The 19,599-nt window shown below is 72.8% G+C and carries 19 protein-coding genes and 1 pseudogene; 11 read left to right on the top strand and 9 right to left on the bottom strand.

What is annotated here, in order from left to right; genetic code table 11:
* Nucleotides 1-5 precede the first annotated feature (5 nt).
* From ACFYW7_RS03850 to ACFYW7_RS03840, 3 genes are all read right to left on the bottom strand, one after another.
* A complete protein-coding gene (locus tag ACFYW7_RS03850; protein WP_389497465.1) occupies nt 6-200 on the bottom strand; it encodes a hypothetical protein in 195 nt (64 codons plus the stop codon).
* A gap of 62 nt (nt 201-262) precedes the next feature.
* Nucleotides 263-967: an NADPH-dependent F420 reductase gene (npdG, locus tag ACFYW7_RS03845; RefSeq protein WP_389497463.1), complete on the bottom strand. Its 705-nt coding sequence runs from the start codon at nt 965-967 to the stop codon at nt 263-265.
* 68 nt (nt 968-1,035) lie between these two features.
* Nucleotides 1,036-2,211 (bottom strand): exo-alpha-sialidase, encoded by a 1,176-nt coding sequence (locus tag ACFYW7_RS03840; RefSeq protein WP_389497461.1) that lies wholly within the window; start codon nt 2,209-2,211, stop codon nt 1,036-1,038.
* Nucleotides 2,212-2,327: 116 nt separating this feature from the next.
* On the opposite strand from ACFYW7_RS03840, the gene ACFYW7_RS03835 reads away from it, so the two are divergent.
* Together ACFYW7_RS03835 and ACFYW7_RS03830 are read left to right on the top strand one after the other, a co-directional pair.
* On the top strand, nt 2,328-2,930 hold the full coding sequence (locus ACFYW7_RS03835; protein WP_389497459.1) for a hypothetical protein: 603 nt from the start codon (nt 2,328-2,330) through the stop codon (nt 2,928-2,930).
* 62 nt (nt 2,931-2,992) lie between these two features.
* Nucleotides 2,993-4,309 carry an MFS transporter gene (locus tag ACFYW7_RS03830; RefSeq protein ID WP_389497457.1) on the top strand — a complete coding sequence of 439 codons (1,317 nt, stop codon included), beginning with the start codon at nt 2,993-2,995 and terminating at the stop codon, nt 4,307-4,309.
* Nucleotides 4,310-4,435: 126 nt separating this feature from the next.
* On the opposite strand, the gene ACFYW7_RS03825 is transcribed toward ACFYW7_RS03830, so the two are convergent.
* Complete coding sequence (locus ACFYW7_RS03825; RefSeq protein WP_389497455.1) at nt 4,436-4,672, bottom strand: hypothetical protein; 237 nt, start codon at nt 4,670-4,672, stop codon at nt 4,436-4,438.
* A gap of 58 nt (nt 4,673-4,730) precedes the next feature.
* On the opposite strand from ACFYW7_RS03825, the gene map reads away from it, so the two are divergent.
* Together map and ACFYW7_RS03815 are read left to right on the top strand one after the other, a co-directional pair.
* Nucleotides 4,731-5,588 carry a type I methionyl aminopeptidase gene (gene map, locus ACFYW7_RS03820; protein WP_389497453.1) on the top strand — a complete coding sequence of 286 codons (858 nt, stop codon included), beginning with the start codon at nt 4,731-4,733 and terminating at the stop codon, nt 5,586-5,588.
* Nucleotides 5,589-5,784: 196 nt separating this feature from the next.
* On the top strand, nt 5,785-6,480 hold the full coding sequence (locus ACFYW7_RS03815; protein ID WP_389497451.1) for a heme oxygenase (biliverdin-producing): 696 nt from the start codon (nt 5,785-5,787) through the stop codon (nt 6,478-6,480).
* A 103-nt stretch (nt 6,481-6,583) separates the two neighbouring features.
* Here ACFYW7_RS03815 and ACFYW7_RS03810 read toward each other — a convergent pair whose 3' ends face one another.
* Nucleotides 6,584-7,228 carry a PhzF family phenazine biosynthesis protein gene (locus tag ACFYW7_RS03810; protein WP_389497449.1) on the bottom strand — a complete coding sequence of 215 codons (645 nt, stop codon included), beginning with the start codon at nt 7,226-7,228 and terminating at the stop codon, nt 6,584-6,586.
* Nucleotides 7,229-7,616: 388 nt separating this feature from the next.
* Here ACFYW7_RS03810 and efeO point away from each other — a divergent pair, with 388 nt between their 5' ends.
* Genes efeO through ACFYW7_RS03790 form a run of 4 tightly spaced genes read left to right on the top strand, consistent with a single transcriptional unit; the run spans nt 7,617 to nt 11,952 of the window.
* Nucleotides 7,617-8,765: an iron uptake system protein EfeO gene (gene efeO / locus ACFYW7_RS03805; RefSeq protein WP_389497446.1), complete on the top strand. Its 1,149-nt coding sequence runs from the start codon at nt 7,617-7,619 to the stop codon at nt 8,763-8,765.
* Between the two features lie 10 nt (nt 8,766-8,775).
* On the top strand, nt 8,776-10,104 hold the full coding sequence (gene efeB, locus ACFYW7_RS03800; RefSeq protein WP_389497443.1) for an iron uptake transporter deferrochelatase/peroxidase subunit: 1,329 nt from the start codon (nt 8,776-8,778) through the stop codon (nt 10,102-10,104).
* 2 nt (nt 10,105-10,106) lie between these two features.
* Entirely contained in the window at nt 10,107-10,982 is an 876-nt protein-coding gene (efeU, locus tag ACFYW7_RS03795) for an iron uptake transporter permease EfeU (protein ID WP_389497441.1), read from the top strand.
* Nucleotides 10,939-11,952 carry a hypothetical protein gene (locus tag ACFYW7_RS03790; RefSeq protein ID WP_389497439.1) on the top strand — a complete coding sequence of 338 codons (1,014 nt, stop codon included), beginning with the start codon at nt 10,939-10,941 and terminating at the stop codon, nt 11,950-11,952. The genes efeU and ACFYW7_RS03790 overlap by 44 nt, the downstream gene beginning before the upstream one ends.
* Before the next feature lie 43 nt (nt 11,953-11,995).
* On the opposite strand, the gene ACFYW7_RS03785 is transcribed toward ACFYW7_RS03790, so the two are convergent.
* Complete coding sequence (locus ACFYW7_RS03785) at nt 11,996-12,727, bottom strand: bifunctional DNA primase/polymerase (RefSeq protein WP_389497437.1); 732 nt, start codon at nt 12,725-12,727, stop codon at nt 11,996-11,998.
* Between the two features lie 341 nt (nt 12,728-13,068).
* Between ACFYW7_RS03785 and ACFYW7_RS03780 the strand changes: the two genes are divergently transcribed.
* Together ACFYW7_RS03780 and ACFYW7_RS03775 are read left to right on the top strand one after the other, a co-directional pair.
* A complete protein-coding gene (locus tag ACFYW7_RS03780) occupies nt 13,069-14,259 on the top strand; it encodes an NAD(P)/FAD-dependent oxidoreductase (RefSeq protein WP_389497435.1) in 1,191 nt (396 codons plus the stop codon).
* 10 nt (nt 14,260-14,269) lie between these two features.
* The gene (locus tag ACFYW7_RS03775) at nt 14,270-15,208 is read left to right on the top strand and encodes a sigma-70 family RNA polymerase sigma factor (RefSeq protein WP_389497433.1); all 939 of its coding nucleotides are present in this window, start codon (nt 14,270-14,272) and stop codon (nt 15,206-15,208) included.
* A 42-nt stretch (nt 15,209-15,250) separates the two neighbouring features.
* Here the strand turns inward: ACFYW7_RS03775 and ACFYW7_RS03770 are convergent, their stop codons facing one another.
* The 3 genes from ACFYW7_RS03770 to ACFYW7_RS03760 form a co-directional block, all read right to left on the bottom strand.
* Nucleotides 15,251-16,246: a small ribosomal subunit Rsm22 family protein gene (locus ACFYW7_RS03770; protein WP_389497431.1), complete on the bottom strand. Its 996-nt coding sequence runs from the start codon at nt 16,244-16,246 to the stop codon at nt 15,251-15,253.
* Nucleotides 16,247-16,556: 310 nt separating this feature from the next.
* Nucleotides 16,557-17,738, bottom strand: a complete 1,182-nt coding sequence (locus ACFYW7_RS03765; protein ID WP_389497429.1) for a serine hydrolase domain-containing protein — start codon at nt 17,736-17,738, stop codon at nt 16,557-16,559.
* Nucleotides 17,684-19,126 (bottom strand): Bcr/CflA family efflux MFS transporter, encoded by a 1,443-nt coding sequence (locus tag ACFYW7_RS03760; RefSeq protein WP_389498556.1) that lies wholly within the window; start codon nt 19,124-19,126, stop codon nt 17,684-17,686. Before ACFYW7_RS03760 ends, ACFYW7_RS03765 begins: the two co-directional genes overlap by 55 nt.
* Between ACFYW7_RS03760 and ACFYW7_RS03755 the strand changes: the two are divergent.
* A pseudogene (locus tag ACFYW7_RS03755) lies at nt 19,010-19,570 on the top strand (Gfo/Idh/MocA family protein); the annotation flags it as partial. The gene ACFYW7_RS03760 and the pseudogene ACFYW7_RS03755 sit on opposite strands and share 117 nt — an antisense overlap.
* Nucleotides 19,571-19,599: the final 29 nt, after the last annotated feature.

Raw genomic sequence — 19,599 nt, 5'->3', positions numbered from 1 at the left:
GGCGGCTAGGACAGGCTCTGGCGTCGGCCGGGCGCGCCTTGGGCGCGGCCGCGCCGCGCGTAGTACCAGGCCATGTTCGACGACAGTCCCGCCATCAGCACCCACACGACGCCGAGCCAGCTGCCCTGGACGAACGAGACGACGGCCGCGGCCACGGAGAGGACACAGACGGCGAGGGCGTAGAGGGCGAGGCGTGGCATGGGGTCGGCTCCTGTCGGGGGGACACTGCTTCCCACCAGTGTCCCCCACCCGGCCACGCGCCCTACACGTCCGTCACCCGCAGGCCCGCGTGGGCCTTGTAGCGCCGGTTCACCGAGATCAGGTTGGCGACCAGGGCCTCGACCTGATGGGCGTTGCGCAGGCGGCCGGAGAAGACACCGCGCATCCCGGGGATGCGGCCCGCCAGGGCCTGGACGATCTCGACGTCGGCCCGCTCCTCGCCGAGGACCATCACATCGGTGTCGATCTCCTCGATCGCCGGGTCGGCGAGCAGCACGGCGGAGAGGTGGTGGAAGGCCGCGGTGACCCGGGAGCCGGGCAGCAGGGCGGCGGCCTGTTCGGCGGCGCTGCCCTCCTCCGGCTTCAGCGCGTAGGCGCCCCGCTTGTCGAAGCCGAGCGGGTTGACGCAGTCGACGACGAGCTTCCCGGCCAGTTCCTCGCGCAGCGATTCCAGGGTCTTGCCGTGGCCCTCCCACGGTACGGCGACGATCACGATGTCACTGCGCCGCGCGGTCTCGGCGTTGTCGGCTCCCTCGACGCCGTTGCCGAGCTCCTCGGCCGCGCTCACCGCGCGCTCGGCGGCGCGCGAGCCGATGATCACCTTCTGTCCGGCCCGGGCGAGCCGGTAGGCGAGGCCCTTGCCCTGCGGACCGGTGCCGCCGAGCACGCCGACGACGAGCCCGGAAACGTCCGGCAGGTCCCAGGGGTCCTTGGCGGGGGCCTTCTGTGCACTGTCAGTAGAGGTCATGAACCGACCTTACGTGCGCGCGTCGCGGCCGGGCGGCCCAGGTGACCGCGCTCCCCGGGTGACCGGTGTCACCCGAGCCCGGCCACCGGGACGCGGCGGAAGGTGATGGTCTCGTAGGCCCCGAAGTCGCCCGTCTCGTAGAGGAGTCCGACGGTCGTGGCGTCGACACGGACGAGGTCGGAGTACGCGGCGGGCAGCCCGTCCACGGTGTGGGCGGTGCGCCAGGTGGTGCCGCCGTCGGTGGAGGCCCGGATGGTCATCAGGGCGCGGAACGCGGGGTCCGCGGGCCCGGAGTACAGGAGCAGGTCGGGGTCGCGGAGCTGGAGCAGGCTGCCCTGGACGACGGGGGTGACGAGGCCCGCCTGCGGGCGGAACGGCTTGACCAGGGTCCTGCCGCCGTCGCGGGAGTGGGCGTCGGCGCGGTTGCCGGGCGACGGGGAGTCGTTGCGGCTGTTGAAGTAGACGCGGCCGTCGGGCAGTTCGGCGGCGGTGGTCTCGTTGACGTTGACGTGGCCGTCGGTGTTCTCGTCGAGGTAGCCGAGGTACCAAGTGGCGCCGCGGTCGTCGCTGAGCAGGCAGTGACCGCTGTTGTACTTCGCCTCGGTGCCGTTGTCCGTGCCGGTGGGCGCCACGGTGTGGTTGCCGGGGACCACCACCCGGCCGGAGCCGAGCTGGAGCGCGTGCCCGGGGGTGGTGGCGTACCACCGCCAGCCCGGCTTCTTCACCTGCGCGGTGATCTCCTTCGCGGCCGACCAGGTCAGTCCGTCGTCGTCGCTGTGCTGGACCCACACGCGCCGCCCGTCGGCGGCCTTCACCTTGCCGCGCAGCAGGGCGTCCTCGGAGGCGCCGGCCGCGCTGCGGACGTGGACGAGCAGGACGCGGCCGGTGTCGAGGACGACGGGCGCGGGGTTGCCGGCGAGGCCGGCCCCGTTCTTGGCGACGGCCTGGAGCGGGCCCCAGGTACGGCCGCCGTCCGCGGACCGCTTGAGCACGATGTCGATGTCGCCGTGGTCGTGCGCCGAGTCGACCCTGCCCTCGCAGAAGGCCAGCAGGGTGCCGGCGCCGGTGGCGACGACGGCGGGGATGCGGAAGCTGGCGTAGCCCTCCCGCCCCGCGCGAAAGGGAACGCTCACCCCGGCCCCGGCCGCCGTCTCCGGTCCCGCGCCCGTGTCCGCCTCCGGTCCCGTGCCCGTGTCCACCTCGGGGCCCGTGCCCGTGCCGGGTTCGGCGCTCGGATCCGTCATGCTCACGCTCCTTGCCACGGTTGCGCATGGGGTCAGTGGTGCTGTCTTCTGCCCGACTCGGGCGAATTCGTGGTGAACTCCGGGTCAAGAGTGGCTGGTTGCGGGAGGATGCGGCCATGGATGCCGTACGGGTCGCGTTGCTGCGTGAAGTGCTCGCCGGGACCGAATGGCTCGACGCGACACGGCGGTTCGGGGGGACGCTGCGGGGGTCCGTGGTCTCGCACGGCGGCGGGCTGCTGCTGGTCGGTTCGCAGGAGTACGAGCCCTGGCACCTCGCGGCGCACCTGGTGGACGAGGCGGCGTGGTCGGGGACTCCGGAGCTGTCGCCGACCCTGGTGCGGCACGGGGCCCGGGAGTCCGATCCGGCTCATCTGGCGGTGGGGCTGGGGCGCATCGAGGCGGCCCGCCGCGGCGAGACGCTGCTCGTCGTGGCGCCGGACGCGCCCGGGGCCCCGCTGCTGGAGCGGGTGCACGACGCCCGCCGGGCCGGGGCGACGGTGCTGTCCCTGTCCCCGGAGGGCGGCGAGCTGCCGGCGCTGGCCCACGAGTCGCTCGTCGTGCCGCCGGACCCCGAGCTCGACCTCGACACCGTGCAGCACCTGGTCAGCGCGGCGGCCGGCGAGAACGCGCTGCCCTCGCCCCGCGGGCGGCGCCGCTTCCGAGACCGCCTGTCCCGCTTCGCGGACCGGCTGACGGCCCCGCCGTCGTACCGCTGGTAGCGGACGGTTCCTCCCGGTAAACCGGTTGCCCCGCGAGCCCGCCCCGCCGAGCATGACCCGTCGTGAACGACGACGCCCCCGCCTCCCCCCTGCGCAAGCTGCTGCCCGATCTCGCGCCCTGGCGGACCTCCGCCGACTTCCGGCGCCTGTGGGTGGCGGGGCTCGTCACCAACTTCGGGAGCTTTCTGACGTTCGTCGCGGTGCCGGTGCAGATGAAGGTGCTCACCGGGTCGGCGGCGGCGGTCGGCGCGATCGGCGCCGTGGAACTGGTCCCGATGGTGGTCTTCGGGCTGTACGGCGGGGCGCTCGCCGACGCCCTGGACAAGCGGAGGCTGATCCTCTGGACCGAGGCCGGGCAGGGCCTGCTGTGCGCCGTCCTGCTCGTCGACGCGGTGGTGCCGCACCCCGCGGTGTGGCCCCTGTACGTGGTCGCCGCGCTGTCCGCCGCGCTCGGCGCGGTCCAGCGCCCCGCGATGGACTCGCTCACCCCGCGGATCGTCGCGCACGAACACCTGACGGCCGCGGGCGCGCTCAACTCGCTGCGCTGGACGGTGGGCGGGGTCGCCGGCCCGGCGGTGGCGGGCGTCGTCGTGGCGTACGCCGGACTGGGCTGGGCCTACGCCGTCGACCTGGTGACCTTCGCCGTGTCGGTGGCCCTGATGACGGGGATCGCCGCATCGCCCGCCTCCCACGAGGCGGCGAGGCCGTCCCTGCGCTCCATCGCCGAGGGGGCGCGCTACGCGTGGAACCGCAAGGAGCTCCTGGGTACGTACGCGATCGACCTGGCGGCGATGTTCTTCGCGATGCCGCTCGCGGTGCTGCCGTTCCTCGCGGACGAGCTGCACGCCCCCTGGTCGCTGGGGCTGATGTACGCGAGCGTCCCCGCCGGCGCGCTGCTCGTCAGCCTCACCAGCGGGTGGACCTCGCGGGTGCACCGGCACGGGCGGACGGTGGCGCTCGCGGCGGCCTGCTGGGGGCTGGCGGTGGCCGGCGCGGGTCTGGTGCGCGACGTCTGGCTGGTGCTGCTCCTCCTCGCCCTGGCGGGCGCCTGCGACATGGTGAGCGGCATCTTCCGGGCCGCGATCTGGAACCAGACGATCCCGGACGAGCTGCGCGGACGGCTCGCCGGGATCGAGCTGCTGTCGTACTCCGTCGGACCCCAGCTGGGTCAGGTGCGCTCCGGCGGCATGGCCGCGCTGACGAGCGTGCGGACCTCGGTGTGGGCCGGTGGCGCGCTCTGCGTCGGGGCGGTGGGGCTGCTCGCCCTCGGCCTGCCGAAGCTGATGGCGTACGACGACCGCACCAACGAGCACGCGCTGCGGATGCGCTCCGCGCGGGCGGGCGACCTCCCGCCCGTCCCCCCGGTCACCGCTTCCTGACCGCCCCGGCCGCCCGGTCCGTCACCCGCCGGGGCGCACCTTCACCCCGGCCCCCTGTGCCTCCATGGCCCCGGCGCCCCGGCTGTCCTCACAGCGAGGGAACCCGGAAGCCCAGCGGCCGGCGCCTCAGCCCTCCTGGGAGTCCGGTGCCTTGCCCGACGCGTCGTGCCACTTCGGGTCCGTCTCCCATTCGAGGTTCCGTTCCCGCGCGGTCTCCATCGCGTGCTCGGCCTCCGCCCGGGTCGTGTAGGGGCCGAAACGGTCCTTGGCCGGACACTCCGGTCCTTCCTCGACCTTCTTGTGCTCCAGGCAGTAGTACCACTCGCCGGGCTTGCCGGCCGTCCGCTTCTTGAACAGGGCCATTACCAGCTCCTCTCGCCTACGACATGTTCCCCCATGCCCGCTGGTTAGACTCGCTGGCATGTCTGGCCAGTCGCTGCTCGTACCAGGGGAGCTCTCTCCCACCCGTCCCGTGCCGGGAAACATCAGGCGTCCCGAGTACGTGGGGAAGCCCGCTCCGACGCCGTACACCGGACCGGAGGTGCAGACACCCGAGACGATCGAGGCGATGCGGACCGCCGGGCGGATCGCCGCGCAGGCGATGGCCGAGGCCGCGAAGCTCATCGCGCCGGGTGTGACGACGGACGAACTGGACCGGGTGGCACACGCGTACATGTGCGACCACGGCGCCTATCCGTCGACCCTCGGCTACCGCGGTTTCCCCAAGTCGCTGTGCACCTCGGTCAACGAGGTCATCTGTCACGGCATCCCCGACTCCACGGTCCTGCGTGACGGCGACATCATCAACCTCGACGTGACGGCGTACATCGGCGGTGTGCACGGCGACAACAACGCGACCTATCTGGTCGGCGCCGTCGACGAGGAGTCGCGGCTGCTCGTCGAGCGCACCCGTGAGTCCCTCGACCGCGCGATCAAGGCGGTCAGGCCGGGCCGCCAGATCAACATCATCGGGCGCGTCATCGAGTCCTACGCGAAGCGGTTCGGCTACGGCGTCGTCCGGGACTTCACCGGGCACGGGATCAACTCGTCGTTCCACTCCGGACTGATCGTCCCGCACTACGACAGCCCGCACGCCACCACCGTGATCCAGCCCGGGATGACCTTCACCATCGAGCCCATGCTCACGCTCGGCACCCACGACTACGACATGTGGGACGACGGGTGGACCGTCGTGACGAAGGACCGGAAGCGCACCGCGCAGTTCGAGCACACGCTCGTCGTCACCGAGAGCGGCGCGGAGATCCTCACCCTGCCGTAGCCGTCCGGAGTTCCCGCGCCCACCGAGCCCGCCCTGTCCACAGGGCGGGCTCTCCCATGTGGCGGGGGCCGGGAAGCCGGATACGGTTTTACCGACAGGACGTCGGGAAGACTGTCGGCTTAGGCAAGCCTAACCATGGAAGATGCGATGGGCCCCGCACCGTCCCTCGCCCTTCCCCAGCGGCTCCGGAGGCCTCATGAACGCGTCGGACACGGCCGGCACGTCGGACACGACGAACACGGCGGGCACGCCCTTCTCGACGCTCATCCGCACCGCGTCGCACGAGCAGCACACCGAGGCGGAGACCTCGACGTTCATGAGCGATCTGCTCGGCGGCCGGCTCGGCGTCGAGGCGTACGCGCGCTACACCGAGCAGCTGTGGTTCGTGTACGAGGCGCTGGAGGCGAACACCGGGCGGCTGGCCGCCGATCCGGTGGCCGGGCCCTTCCTGCGGCCCGAACTGCCGCGCCGCGCCGCCCTGGAGCGCGATCTCGCCCATCTGCGCGGTCCCGACTGGCGCGCCACGCTCACCGCGCTGCCCGCGACCCGGGCGTACACGGACCGGGTCACGTGGTGCGCCCGCGCGTGGCCGGCCGGCTATGTCGCCCACCACTACACCCGGTACCTGGGCGATCTCTCGGGCGGCCAGATCATCCGCGACAAGGCGGAGCGGACCTGGGGCTTCAGCCGCAAGGGGGACGGCGTCCGCTTCTACGTCTTCGAGGACATCTCCAACCCGGCGGCGTTCAAGCGCGAGTACCGCGAACTGCTGGACGGGGTCCCGGCCGACGACCTGGAGAAGCAGCGGATCGTGACGGAGTGCAAGCGGGCGTTCGCCCTGAACACCGGGCTCTTCCGGGCCCTCGGCGAGGAGTTCCCGCTGAGCGCGTGATCAACCGCTGCCGGGCCCCGGGGCGTCCTGGGCCCGGCATGTCTTCCCCCGCACCGCCCCGCACCGCCGTGCCCGGTGCTCACCCCTGCCCCCGTCCGCGCCCTCAGCGTTCCAGGTGGACCCGGCCGCCGACCTCGACCCAGTCGTTCGGCTGGGGAGCCGTGAGGATCTGGGAGCCGCTTCCCTGGGTGATGTTGAGCGCCCGGCCCAGTTGCTGGGTCAGCAGGAGCGCCGCGGCTCCGGTGGCCTCGTCCTCCTCGATGCCGTCGTCGCGGCCGGGGAACGCACGGGCCCGCACCCGTCCGCCGGCCTCGTCCTCCCAGGCCCAGGCGTATATCCACTCCCCCGGCTCCGGTATCGCCAGCGCGTCGACCTCCGCGGCGGACGGGTACCGCTTGAGCGTCCGCGGCGGCGCCCACTCGGCCCGGGCCTCGATCCAGCTGAACTCGCCGTCGAGCCGGACCCCCACCGCACCGGCGGGCGTGACCAGTTCGGGCACGTCGAGCAGCCAGCCCACCCCGACGCACGGGTGCCCGGCGAACGGCAGCCGCAGCGTAGGGGTGTAGATGTCGATGATCCCGCGCTCGGGGTCGTCGACGAACACGGTCTCGCTGAAGCCGAGCTTGGCGGCGAACTCCTGCCGCTCCGCACGGTCCGGCATCACCGAACCCTCGCGGACGACACCGAGTTCGTTGCCGTACCCGCCGCCCGGTCCGCAGAAGACCCGCAGCACGTCGTAGTCAGTCACTCCGGCATTCAACATCACCCGCGCGGCCAACGCTTCCCAGGCGGCGGGACCGCCGGACGGCGGGACCGCCCCTCGACGGTCCCCCGCGCGCGCTCCCGCCCCGGACCGCTCCCCTTTTCACGAGGGCGGGGCCAGGGAGGGGCGGCACGACACCCGAGGACCGGCGCCGCCTCGATCACCCCGGAACGCCACACTTGACCAATACTTGACCATTTCATGGGGCGCGATTTGAGTCACCGTGATCAAGCCGTTCCTGTACGCCGCCTGTGAGAGCTGAATCACCGGACGGAGGGGTATCACTGAGGCAAGCCTCAGATAAGTTAGGCCAGCCTCACCATGCCGACGCGGGCCCTGCCGTGCGGTTTGTCCGACTTCTCTTGGAGCATGAATGCGAGCCGTCCGACTCTCCGTTGTCACCGCAGCCGCCACCGCGGCCGCTCTGGCCGCCGTCACGGGTTGCACCGAGAAGAGCGACGCGAAGAACAGCGACGCGATCCAGGTGACCGCCGCCGACTCCACGTGCAAGACCTCGACGAAGACGGTGCCGGCCGGCCAGGTCACCCTGAAGATCGAGAACAAGGGGTCCCAGGCCACCGAGGTCGAGATCGTCTTCCCCGACGACCGGATCGTCTCCGAGAAGGAGAACATCGGCCCGGGCACCAAGTACACGCTGACCGCCGAGGTGAAGGCCGGCTCGTACGAGATCGCCTGCCGCCCCGGCATGAAGGGCCACGGCGTCCGTCAGAAGCTCACCGTCACCGGCGGCAAGGTCGCCAAGCGCGACCCGCGCCTGGACAAGGCCGTCGCCTCCTACCGCGAGTACGCCCAGGAGCAGGCCGACGCCACGATCCCGAAGGTGCAGGCGTTCGCCGACGCCGTCAAGTCCGGTGACCTCGAGGCCGCGAAGAAGGCGTTCGCCGACTCGCGCCTGGGCTGGGAGCGCACCGAGCCCGTCGCCGAGTCCTTCGGTGACATCGACCCCAAGGTCGACGTCCGCGAGGACGGCCTCGAGGAGGGCCAGGACCCGGTCAAGGACTGGACCGGCTGGCACCGCCTGGAGAAGTCCCTCTGGCAGGACAAGAAGATCGGCGACCGCGAGAAGCAGCTCGCCGACCAGCTGGTCACCGACCTGAAGGACTGGCAGAAGCGCGTCGGCAAGGCGGAGATCACCCCGACCTCCATGGCCAACGGCGCCAAGGAGCTGCTCGACGAGGTCGCCACCGGCAAGGTCAAGGGCGAGGAGGACCGCTACTCCCACACCGACCTGACCGACTTCAAGGGCAACGTCGAGGGCGCGCAGCAGGCCTACGAACTGCTCAAGCCCGTCGCCTCGGAGAACGACGCCGCGCTGACCACCGAGCTGGACAAGCAGTTCACCGCGCTGAACACGCTCCTCGACAAGTACCGCACGGACAAGACCTCCTACGTCTTCACCTCCTACGACAAGGTCGGCGGGGCCGACCGCAAGGAGCTCTCCGACGCGGTCAACGCCCTCGCCGAGCCCCTGTCCAAGCTCGCCGCCGCCGTTGTGAAGTAGGAGACCCACCATGACGGACACCCCGGACCTCACGAACCCGACGGACGGCACGGACGGCACGGCCGGCGCTGATGCGGTCCGGGCCACCGCCGAGGGTTCCGCTCCGTCGCGGCGTTCGCTGATCGGCTGGGGCGGTGCCGGGCTCGCGCTCGGCGCCGCCGCGGCCGGCGGCGCCGTCGCGATGACCCGTACCGGCAACGACGTCCAGCCGGCTGCCGCCGAGGCCGGCGCCGCGATCGCCTTCCACGGCACGCACCAGGCGGGCATCGCCAGCGCGGTGCAGGACCGGCTGCACTTCGCCGCGTTCGACGTGAAGACCGACGACCGGGCCGCGTTCGTCCAGCTCCTCAAGGAGTGGACGCTGGCCGCCGCCCGGATGACCGCCGGGCACGCCGTCGGTGAGGGCGCCTACGGGGGCCTGGCCGAGGCGCCGCCGGACGACACCGGTGAGGCCCTGGGCCTCAAGCCCTCCCGGCTGACGCTGACCATCGGCTTCGGCCCGTCGCTGTTCGACAGGTTCGGCCTGGCCGACCGGCGCCCCGACGCACTCGTCGACCTGCCCACGTTCTCCGGCGACAACCTGGACAAGGCCCGCAGCAACGGTGACCTGTGCATCCAGGCCTGCGCCGACGACCCCCAGGTCGCGGTCCACGCCATCCGCAACCTCGCCCGGATCGGCTTCGGCAAGGTCGCCATCCGCTGGTCCCAGCTCGGCTTCGGCAAAACCTCCTCGACCACCCCGGACGCACAGACCCCGCGCAACCTGATGGGCTTCAAGGACGGCACCCGCAACATCGCGGGCACCGAGACCGAACGCCTCAAGAAATTCGTGTGGGTCGACGGCAAGGACCTCGACGAGAACTCCGCCTGGATGACGGGCGGTTCCTACCTCGTCGCCCGGCGCATCCGGATGAACATCGAGACCTGGGACCGCACCCCGCTCCAGGAGCAGGAGGACATCTTCGGCCGCGACAAGGGCGAGGGCGCCCCCGTCGGCAAGGCCAAGGAACGCGACAAGCCGTTCCTGAAGGCGATGAAGCCCGACGCGCACGTCCGCCTCGCACACCCCGACACCAACGACGGGGCGACGATCCTGCGCCGCGGCTACTCCTTCACCGACGGCACCGACGGCCTCGGCCGCCTCGAGGCGGGCCTGTTCTTCCTCGCCTACCAGCGTGACGTGCGCAAGGGGTTCATCCCCGTCCAGCGCAACCTCTCGCGCTCCGACGCCCTCAACGAGTACATCCAGCACGTGGGTTCGGCCGTCTTCGCCGTCCCGCCCGGCGTCCGCGACAAGGACGACTGGTGGGGCCGGACGCTGTTCTCCAAGGAGGCCTGACCGTGTTCTCGAACTACCTGATCGGTCTGCGCGAGGGCCTGGAGGCCAGCCTGGTCGTCTGCATCCTGATCGCCTACCTCGTCAAGACCGGCCGCAGGGAAGCCCTCAAGCCCATCTGGGCCGGCATCGCCGTCGCGATCGCCGTGGCCCTCGGCTTCGGCTGCGCCCTCGAATTCGGCTCCCAGGAAATGACGTTCCAGGCCCAGGAGGCACTCGGCGGCTCCCTGTCGATCCTCGCCGTCGCCCTCGTCACCTGGATGGTCTTCTGGATGCGGCGCACCGCCCGCCACCTGAAGTCCGAACTGCACGGCAGACTCGACGCCGCCCTCGCCATGGGAACCGGCGCCCTCGTCGCCACCGCCTTCCTCGCCGTGGGCCGCGAAGGCCTGGAGACCGCCCTGTTCGTCTGGGCCTCCGTCCACGCCGCCAGCGACGGCACCCCCCGTCCCCTCATCGGAGTCGCGCTCGGCCTGGCCACCGCCGTCCTCCTCGGCTGGCTGTTCTACCGCGGCGCGCTCAAAATCAACCTCGCCAAGTTCTTCACCTGGACGGGCGGCATGCTCGTCGTCGTCGCCGCCGGCGTCCTCGCCTACGGCGTCCACGACCTCCAGGAAGCCGACTTCATCCCCGGCCTGACCAGCCACGCCTTCGACATCAGCGACACCGTCGAACCCACCAGCTGGTACGGCACCCTCCTCAAGGGCGTCTTCAACTTCCAGCCCGACCCCACCGTCCTCCAGGTCACGGTGTGGGCCCTCTACCTCGTCCCGACACTCGCGATCTTCCTCGCCCCGGTAGGGTTCGCCTCCGGGAAGGGGAAGGTGAAGGCACCTGATGAGCAGGGATCGCACGGGGCACAGCCCACGAAGGCCTCGTAGCCTCAGCCGTTTCGCCCTGGTGACGGGCGCGTTGACCGCGCTGTCCATGGCGGCGAGCGGCTGCGTGGTCGTGCACGGGGAGCGGAGGATCGTGCCCGCGGCGACCCCCGGGGAAGCCGCCCGCGCGCTCAAGGACTTCACCGTCGCCTACAACAACGCGGACCGGACGTACGACCGTTCGAAGGACGCGGACCGGGTGACCGGTCCGCTCGCGGACATCGACGGCGCCAGGCTGAAGGCCGGACGCACGAACAACCCGGGCGGGAATCCCTCGCATTCACCGCTGGAGTTCGACGACGCCGAGTACGCGATTCCGGCGAAGGCGGGCTGGCCGCGCTGGTTCGTGGCGAACACGACGGCCAACAAGGGCACGCCGGGCAGCCGTTGGCTGCTCGTGTTCACCCGGGGCAGCGCCGCCGAGGTGTGGCAGGCCTCGTACCTGACGGTCCTCGGGGCCGGTGACGTACCGAAGTTCCCTCGGGACGAGAACGGCTGGGCCGAGCCGGTCACGGCCGACGACGCGGCCCTCGCCGTCGAGCCCGAGCGGCTCGGCCGGACGTACTCGGCCTACCTGAAGGCGGGCGGCGACACCTTCGCCTCGGGGATCCACACCTCGCAGTGGCGGGCCCAGCGCGAGAAGTTCGCCAGCAAGCCCGGCCTCGCCCGGCAGTACATCGACGAGCCGCTGGTCTCGGGCGACTACGCGCCGGTGGGTCTGCGCACCGCGGACGGCGGGGCGCTGGTGTTCTTCGCCACGCACCGCTTCGAGAAGCAGACCGCCGCCGCGGGCACCTCGATCCCCGACCCGAGCGCGGACGTCCGGGCCCTGACGACCGGCGAGATCAAGCAGTCCCTCACGCTGGAGTTCGTCTCCAACCAGGTCGTCCTGGACCCGGCGAAGGGTTCGGGCGACCAGCGGGTGTCCGTCCTCGGACGGATCGAGGGACTGACCGGAGCCAAGGGCGACTGACCGGCCCGGCGCCCGCACGGCGGGCCGGGCGGCGCACAGGCGCTCAGCTCCGGTGGGGCCAGGCGGCGAGCCGCTCCGCGCCGTTCTCCCCCGCGTAGCGGGCGCATTCGTCGGTGAGGATCTCCAGGACGGTGAGCGGATCCGGCAGCGGATGCTCGGGCCCGCGCACCCAGTCGACGCTCAGACCGCCGGGCAACTGGGCCGGCGGCACCAGGACGTACGAACCGCGGCAGTGCCAGCGCAGGCCGGGGTGCTCGTCCATGGTCTCGGGGTGGCAGTCCAGCTCACAGGGCCACCACTCGTCCTCGTCCTCGGGCGTACCGCGCGTGAGGGTGAAGAAGAGCATGCGGCCGTCGCCGGTCTCGGCGACCGGTCCGACCTCGATGCCGGCGGCCAGCAGTCGCCCCAGCGCCTCGCGGCCCGCCTCCAGAGGCACGTCCAGGACGTCGTGCACCATGCCGGTCGCGGTGATGAAGTTCGCCTTCGGCTGGTGCCGGGCCCAGCGCTCGATCTGCGCGGGGTCGGTCGTCGACTGCGTCTGCCAGGCGAAGGAGACGGGGTGGCGCGCGGGGGTCGGACAGCCGACTCGGTCACAGGAGCAGCGGTAGCCGGCGGGGTGGGCGGCCTGCGCGAGCGGCAGCCCCGCGGCGGCGGCGGCCAGCAGCAGGGCCTCACGTCCGTCGGCGGACGTCTCCGCGGAAACCTTCGGGCCGCGTCCGCGCAGCCACCGGGAGATCCTGCCCTGCGCGCCTGAGCGGCCGAACCCTGCGCTCATCTATCGCCTCGCCTCGCCGTAGTGCACGTTTCCTCGCCCCATGGTCCCACCATCCTGCGCCCCGGGTGGCCGGAGCCGACAACCGGGGTAGCTGGGACGATGCGTTCACCCCACCCACATCAGGTGTTATTAGATGATGTGAGGGGATTTCCTCTCGTCTCGTCGGAGAGCGAGACCATACCGGGCGTACGCGATGGGCGCCGCCGTGGCAGCGCCTCGGCCCTAAGGCTCGGAGGCTCGGCCGCCGTCCCGGCCCGGTGACCCGCGTCACACCCGACTCCTGTCAGCGATCGGGGCGCCGTCTCGTTCAAGGCGTACGCGAACGAGACAGGAGCCACACCATGAAGCACCGCATCGTCGTACTGGGCGCCGGGTACGCCGGAGCCTTCGCCGCCGGAAACCTGGCCCGTCGGCTCTCCCCCGCCGACACCGAGATCACCGTCGTCAACGCCGAGCCCGACTTCGTCGAGCGGATGCGACTCCACCAGCTCGCGGCCGGCCGGGACCTCACGTTCCGCGGACTCGCCGACGTGTTCGCCGGGACCGGGGTGCGGCTTCGGCTGGCGCGCGTCACCGGCATCGCCCCCGCCCGCCGAACCGTCGCCGTGACCGGCGAGGACGGCGACGGCGAGCTCGGGTACGACACGCTTCTCTACGCACTCGGCAGCTCCGTGGCCCACCACGGTCTCCCCGGTGTCGCCGAGCACGCCTTCCACGTGACCGGCCTGGCCTCGGCGCTGCGACTGCGCGAGCGCCTGGCAGCCCTGGGCTCCGGCGGCACCGTGCTGGTGGTCGGCGAGGGCCTGACCGGCATCGAGACCGCGACCGAGTTCGCCGAGTCCCGGCCCGACCTCTCGGTCGAGCTGGCTGCCCGCGGCGAGCTCGGGGCCTGGCTCTCGCCGAAGGCCCGCCGCCACCTGCGCCGGGCCTTCGACCGGCTCGGCGTCACCGTCCACGAGCACACCGAGGTCGAAGCCGTCGAGGCCACGCACGTGGTCGCCGTCGACGGCACGTCCGTCCCGGCCGACGTGACCGTGTGGGCGGCCGGGTTCGCCGTGCACCCCATCGCGGCCGCAGGCGGCCTGGAGGTGTCCGGGGCCGGCCGGATCCTCGTCGACCGCACCATGCGCTCGGTCTCGCACCCGGACGTCTACGCGGCCGGGGACTGCGCCCACGCGATCGGTGACAACGGCCGCCCGCTGCCGATGTCCTGCGCCTCGGCCGGCTTCACCAACATGCAGGCGACCGCCGCGATCATCGCGCGCCTCACGGGCGGCGAGGTCCCGGCCACCGGCCTGAAGTACTACGGCAACCACATCAGCCTCGGACGGCGGGACGCGATCTTCCAGATGGTGGACGACGACGCCAGGGCGAAGTCCTGGTACCTGGGCGGCCGGACCGCGGCGCGGCTCAAGTCGGGGGTGCTCGAGGGAGCCGGGTTCGGCATCGCCCATCCGACCTTCGGCATGCCGAAGCGCAAGCGGCGCCTGGTCACCGCACCCGACCGGGCCGGTGCGAGGGCCGCCGCATAGGTTGTTCCGCATGGACAGCGCAGCCATCGATCGGTTCGAGGCCAGCCGGGGCCGGCTGGCCTCCCTCGCGTACCGTCTGCTGGGCTCGGCCGCCGACGCCGAGGACGCCGTGCAGGACACGTTCCTGCGCTGGCAGACCGCGGACCGCGAACGCGTCGAGGTCCCCGAGGCGTGGCTGACCCGGGTCGTCACCAATCTCTGCCTCGACCGGCTCCGCTCGGCTCAGGTGCGCCACGAGCGCGCGGCCGGTGCCTGGCTGCCCGAACCGCTCCTCGAGGGCGACCCGATGCTCGGCCCGGCCGACACGTTCGAGCAACGCGAGTCGGTGTCCCTGGCCGTACTCACCCTCCTGGAGCGCCTCTCGCCGGTCGAACGGGCCGTCTACGTCCTGCGCGAGGCGTTCTCGTACAGCCACGCCGAGATCGCCGGGATCCTCGGCATCACCAGGTCCGCCAGCCAGCAGCACGCCCATCGGGCCCGGCTCCGGGTCACCGCCGAGCGCCGCCGGGGCGAGGAGACGGACCCCGCGTCCGCGCGCCGGGTCGTCGAGGAGTTCCTCGCCGCCGCCACGTCGGGGCACACCGAACGGCTGGTGGCGCTGCTCACCGACGACGTGACGGTGGTCTCGGACGGCGCCGGACTGGGCAAGCGGCTGCTGCGCTACCGGACCCGCGAGCGGGTCGCCTCCTTCGTGCGGGCCGGCTTCAGGCCCACGCCGGCGAAGCGGCGGCTGGCCGGCGGCTCCCCCGCGTTCCACATCGCGCCGGTCAACGGATGCCCGGCCGTCCTCGCCGTGGTCGAGGGCCGGATCGTGGGCGCCGTCGCCTTCGAGGTCAGGGACGGCAGGATCGCGTCCCTGTACGGTGTCGCCGCCGCCGGCCGGCTCGATCGCCTCGGCGAGGCCTGGCGGCAGCGCGAACCCGACGCGCCGGTCATCGACACGTGGTGATCAGGGCCGCCGGCGTCCCCCGACCCGGGTGGGAGCGAGTGCTCAGAGCGGGTCCCCGGGCGGCGGCCACGCGTCGCCCCAGTCGGCGTCGCGGGCCGACCTGTACAGCGGTCCGTGGCGCTTGGTCACCGTCTCCCGGCGCAGCGCCTCGTCCGGCTCGCACAGGTCGAGCAGGACCTGCCCCTTGCGGATCTGCGGCTTGCGCACGATGCGGGAGGGCGCCGGGGCGCAGGGGAGGCGGGTCGCGGCGACGTAGCTGAACTTCTCGTCCTCGTAGGGCAGGGAACCGCCCTTGACCTGACGGTGCAGGGAGGAACGGGCGACCCGCGCGGAGAAGTGGCACCAGTCCTGGCCGGGGACGATGGGGCAGGCCGCGCTGTGCGGACAGGGGGCGGCGACGTGGAAGCCGGCCCCGATCAGGCGCTCGCGGGCGGCGAGGACCCGGGTGTAGCCGTCGGGGGTGCCGGGTTCGATGATCACGACGGCCTGCGCGGCGCTCGCCGCCGCGTCCACGACGGAGACGCGGTCGGCCTCGGTGAGCTCGCCCAGGACGTACGAGACGGTGACGAGATCAGTGCTCTCGATGGTGAGCGCCGCTCCGATACGAGAGCGGCGCCACTCGGCGTCCTTCAGTTCCGGGTTGGCCGCGGCGATCTCCCGGCCGAGCGCGAGGGCGGGCTCGGCCCAGTCGAGCACGGTCACCGGTCGGGCGCCCTCCCAGACCGCGTTCACCGCCCAGGTGGCCGCGCCGGTACCACCGCCGACGTCCACGTGGCTGCCCGGCACCCAGCCGGGCACCGCGTCCGCGAACGCCTCCAGCGCCGCGCACACCGCCTCGAAGGTCGCGGGCATCCGGTACGCGGCGTAAGCGGCCACGTCCGAGCGGTCCCGGAGGATCGGCGCGTGGGTCGGGGTGGTCCCCCGGTAGTTCACGATCAGCCGCTCGACGGCCTGTGCGGCGGCCTTCGGCGGCAGGCCGTCGAGCAGGCCGGCCAGGGCGCCGCGCAGGGTGTCGGCGGAGGGTACGGGGGCGTTCACGGCCCGATTCTCTCAGGTGCCGGACCTCTGCCTGCCGCGCCCACCGCTCACGGGTGCCCCGCGCGGAACCGGGGCACCCGCCGACCGCCCCCACGTTCAGGTGCCGGGCCCCGCCCACCAAGGCAACGTTCAGGTGCCGGGTCCCCGCTCGGTGCCGGGTCCCCGCTCGGTGCCGGGTCCCCGCTCGGTGCCGGGTCCCCGCTCGGTGCCGGGTCCTCGCCGACCGCGGCCGGCGCTGCCACCGCTCAGGTGCGCGCGCCCGCCCGCCGCCGGGACCCCGGCCGCCCCGCGCCGGGGCCGCCGCCACCGCTCAGGTGCCCCGCACCGCCCGTCGCAGTCGGGTGGCCGCCGCCGCCCGGGGCGCGTTGTCCGCCGGGCGGCGGACGGGGTGGACCGTGTTGGCGAGCAGCACCAGGAACGTGTCCGTCGCCGGGTCCAGTACCAGGGAGGTGCCGGTGAAACCGGTGTGGCCGGCCGCGCCGCGGCCCGCGAGGGCGCCCATGAACGAGGGCTGGTCGAGGGCGAATCCGAGGCCGGGCGGGGTGAGGAGGAGCTCGACGAAGTCGGGGCCCAGGATGCGGGCGGGGCCGTACGAGCCGCCCGCGAGCAGGGTGCGGCAGAACACGGCCAGGTCGCGGGCGGTGGAGAAGAGACCGGCGTGGCCGGCCACCCCGCCGAGCGCCCAGGCGTTCTCGTCGTGCACCACGCCTCGCAGCATCCCCCGGTCGGCCTTGGCCCACGGCCGCCGCTGGTCCTCCGTGGCCGCCGCGCCGGGGCAGGGCCCGAACGCGGTGGCGTTCATCCCGAGCGGGCGGGTGATGCCGTCCCGGACGAGGACGTCCAGTGTCCGGCCGGTGACGCGCTCCAGCACGTACTGGAGGAGGATCAGGTTGAGGTCGGAGTACAGGTGGACGCCCGGCTCCGACGAGGGTGCCTCAGCCCGCAGCAGCGCCAGCCGGGCCTCGGCGTCCGGGCAGTCGTACAGCGGGAGTTCGGGGCGCAGCCCGGAGGTGTGGGTGAGCAGCTGCCGTACGGTGACGCCGTGCTCGCGGGCCGCGTGGAACTCCGGGAGGTACGCGCCGACCCGCGCGTCGATGCCCAGCGTGCCGCGCTCGAGCTGCTGCACCGCGGCGACCGCCGTGAACAGCTTGGTGAGCGAGGCCAGGTCGAAGGGCGTGTGGACGGTCGCCGGCACGCGCGCGTCCGGCGGCAGCTCGACCCCTCGGCCGGTCTTCTCGTCGTGGGCCGCGTAGCGCACCGCCCACCCCGCCGCCTCCTCGACGGCGACGACCGGGCCCCGTCCGGCGACCAGCACCACGCCCGCCGCCCAGGGATCGGCCCGGCGCGTCAGGGCGCGGACCTCCTGGGTGAGTCGCCGCAGCTCTCCGGTGTCGAGTCCGGCCCGTTCCGGTGTGCCGATCCGCAGTCGTGGAGCGCTCAGCTGTCCGCCGCCTTTCCGTTCGTCGTGTGTCCCGGCCGCCGGGGACGGCACAGTCCCACGAAGCAGGCGACGGCGACCAGTGCCGCCGCCAGTTGGACGACGGCCATGGGGACGGCGGTGTGTTCTCCCGCGATGCCGACGAGGGGCGAGGCGACCGCGCCGATGAGGAAGGAGGAGGTGCCGAGCAGCGCGGAGGCGGAACCGGCCGCCTGCCGCACGCGCATGAGGGCGAGCGCCTGGGTGTTGGGCAGGGCGAGGCCCATGGCGGACATCAGCACGAAGAGCGCGGCGGCCACCGGTGCGAGCCCGACCGTGCCGAGGAGGCCGGTGGACATGACCAGCAGCGCGGTCGCGGCGAGCACGACGAGCGTGAGGCCGGTGGCCAGCACCTTCTCGAGGGCGACCCGGCCGACCAGCAGCTTGCCGTTGATCTGCCCGGCGACGACCAGGCCGACGGAGTTCGCGCCGAAGAGCAGGCTGAAGGTCTGCGGGGAGGCTCCGTGGATCTCCTGGATCACGAAGGGCGAGGCCGCGACGTAGGCGAACAGCGCCGCGAAGGTGAAGCCGCCGGTCAGCATGTACCCGGCGAAGACCCGGTCGGCGAGCAGTCCGCGCATGGCGCGGAGCGCCTCGCCGACACCGCCGCCGTGCCGCTCCGCGGGAGGGAGGGTCTCGGGGAGCTTCGTCCAGACGAGGGCGGTCAGCGCGATGCCGAGGGCGGTGAGGACCACGAACACGCCCCGCCAGTCGGTGACGCGCAGGATCTGTCCGCCGATGAGGGGCGCGACGACCGGGGCGACGCCGGAGATCAGCATGAGGGTGGAGAAGAAGCGGGCCATCGCCATGCCGTCGTAGAGGTCGCGGACGACGGCGCGGGCGATCACGATCCCGGCCGCGCCCGCGAGGCCCTGGACGAGGCGGAAGGCGACGAGGAGCCCGACGGTGGGCGCGAGGGCGCACAGCACGGTGGCGACCACGTAGACGGCGAGGCCGGTGAGCAGCGGTCGTCTGCGGCCCCATCTGTCGCTCATCGGCCCGACGACGAGCTGCCCGAGCGCCATGCCCGCGAGGCACGCGGTGAGCGTGAGCTGCACGGTGGCGGCGGAGGCGTGCAGCGATCCGGTGACCTCCGGCAGCGCGGGGAGGTACATGTCCATCGCGAGCGGGGTCGTGGCGGTGAGGCCGCCGAGGACGAAGGTGACGAGGAGGCCGGTACGGCCCCGGGCGCCGGGACCGGCGGGCGGTCGGAGCGGGGCGCCGGACGCCGGTTCGGCGGATGCCGGTTCGGCAGATGCCGGTTCGGCAGATGCCGGTTCGGCAGATGCCGGTTCGGCAGATGCCGGTTCGGCAGATGCCGGTTCGGCAGATGCCGGTTCGACGGGCGTCCGTACGGCTTCGGCGGCCGTCGGCGCCGTGGCGGTGACCTCCGCGCCCGGTATGTGCCCTCGCGGGCCTTCCTGGTCCCGCGTGCCGCGGCCACGCTCGGGCATGTGCCCCCCCTCTCCCGAAGATGCGCACCCTATGCTCTCAGTTCGAACAGTGTGTTCGGGGTCACGGATCAAGGGGCGGTCATGACGGGCGAGCGGGAACGCGTTCGGTGGGGAATTCTTGCGACCGGCGGGATCGCCGCGGCGTTCACGGCGGACCTCGTGGACATGCCCGACGCGGAGGTGGTGGCCGTCGCCTCACGGTCCGAGGCCTCGGCGAAGGCGTTCGCGGAACGGTTCGGGATCGCGCGGGCGTACGGGGACTGGGCGTCGCTCGCGGCGGACGAGGACGTCGACGTCGTGTACGTCGCCACCCCGCACTCGGCGCACCGGGTGGCGGCCGGGATGTGTCTGGAGGCGGGGCGCAATGTGCTGTGCGAGAAGGCGTTCACGCTGAACGCGCGCGAGGCCGCGGAGCTGGTCGC

The organism is Streptomyces sp. NPDC002580 (genome assembly GCF_042889485.1).
Taxonomy (GTDB): domain Bacteria; phylum Actinomycetota; class Actinomycetes; order Streptomycetales; family Streptomycetaceae; genus Streptomyces.
Note: the sequence above shows the minus strand (reverse complement) of the source record. Positions and strands in the feature narration are given on the sequence as shown.

Coding starts and splice junctions, on each gene's coding strand:
- ACFYW7_RS03775 (WP_389497433.1), top strand. CDS start 14,270: ATGGACAGCGCAGCCATCGATCGGTTCGAGGCCAGCCGGGGCCGGCTG.
- ACFYW7_RS03825 (WP_389497455.1), bottom strand. CDS start 4,672: ATGGCCCTGTTCAAGAAGCGGACGGCCGGCAAGCCCGGCGAGTGGTAC.
- efeO (WP_389497446.1), top strand. CDS start 7,617: ATGCGAGCCGTCCGACTCTCCGTTGTCACCGCAGCCGCCACCGCGGCC.
- ACFYW7_RS03840 (WP_389497461.1), bottom strand. CDS start 2,211: ATGACGGATCCGAGCGCCGAACCCGGCACGGGCACGGGCCCCGAGGTG.
- efeB (WP_389497443.1), top strand. CDS start 8,776: ATGACGGACACCCCGGACCTCACGAACCCGACGGACGGCACGGACGGC.
- map (WP_389497453.1), top strand. CDS start 4,731: ATGTCTGGCCAGTCGCTGCTCGTACCAGGGGAGCTCTCTCCCACCCGT.
- ACFYW7_RS03835 (WP_389497459.1), top strand. CDS start 2,328: ATGGATGCCGTACGGGTCGCGTTGCTGCGTGAAGTGCTCGCCGGGACC.
- ACFYW7_RS03790 (WP_389497439.1), top strand. CDS start 10,939: ATGAGCAGGGATCGCACGGGGCACAGCCCACGAAGGCCTCGTAGCCTC.
- ACFYW7_RS03850 (WP_389497465.1), bottom strand. CDS start 200: ATGCCACGCCTCGCCCTCTACGCCCTCGCCGTCTGTGTCCTCTCCGTG.
- npdG (WP_389497463.1), bottom strand. CDS start 967: ATGACCTCTACTGACAGTGCACAGAAGGCCCCCGCCAAGGACCCCTGG.
- ACFYW7_RS03785 (WP_389497437.1), bottom strand. CDS start 12,727: ATGAGCGCAGGGTTCGGCCGCTCAGGCGCGCAGGGCAGGATCTCCCGG.
- ACFYW7_RS03815 (WP_389497451.1), top strand. CDS start 5,785: ATGAACGCGTCGGACACGGCCGGCACGTCGGACACGACGAACACGGCG.
- ACFYW7_RS03780 (WP_389497435.1), top strand. CDS start 13,069: ATGAAGCACCGCATCGTCGTACTGGGCGCCGGGTACGCCGGAGCCTTC.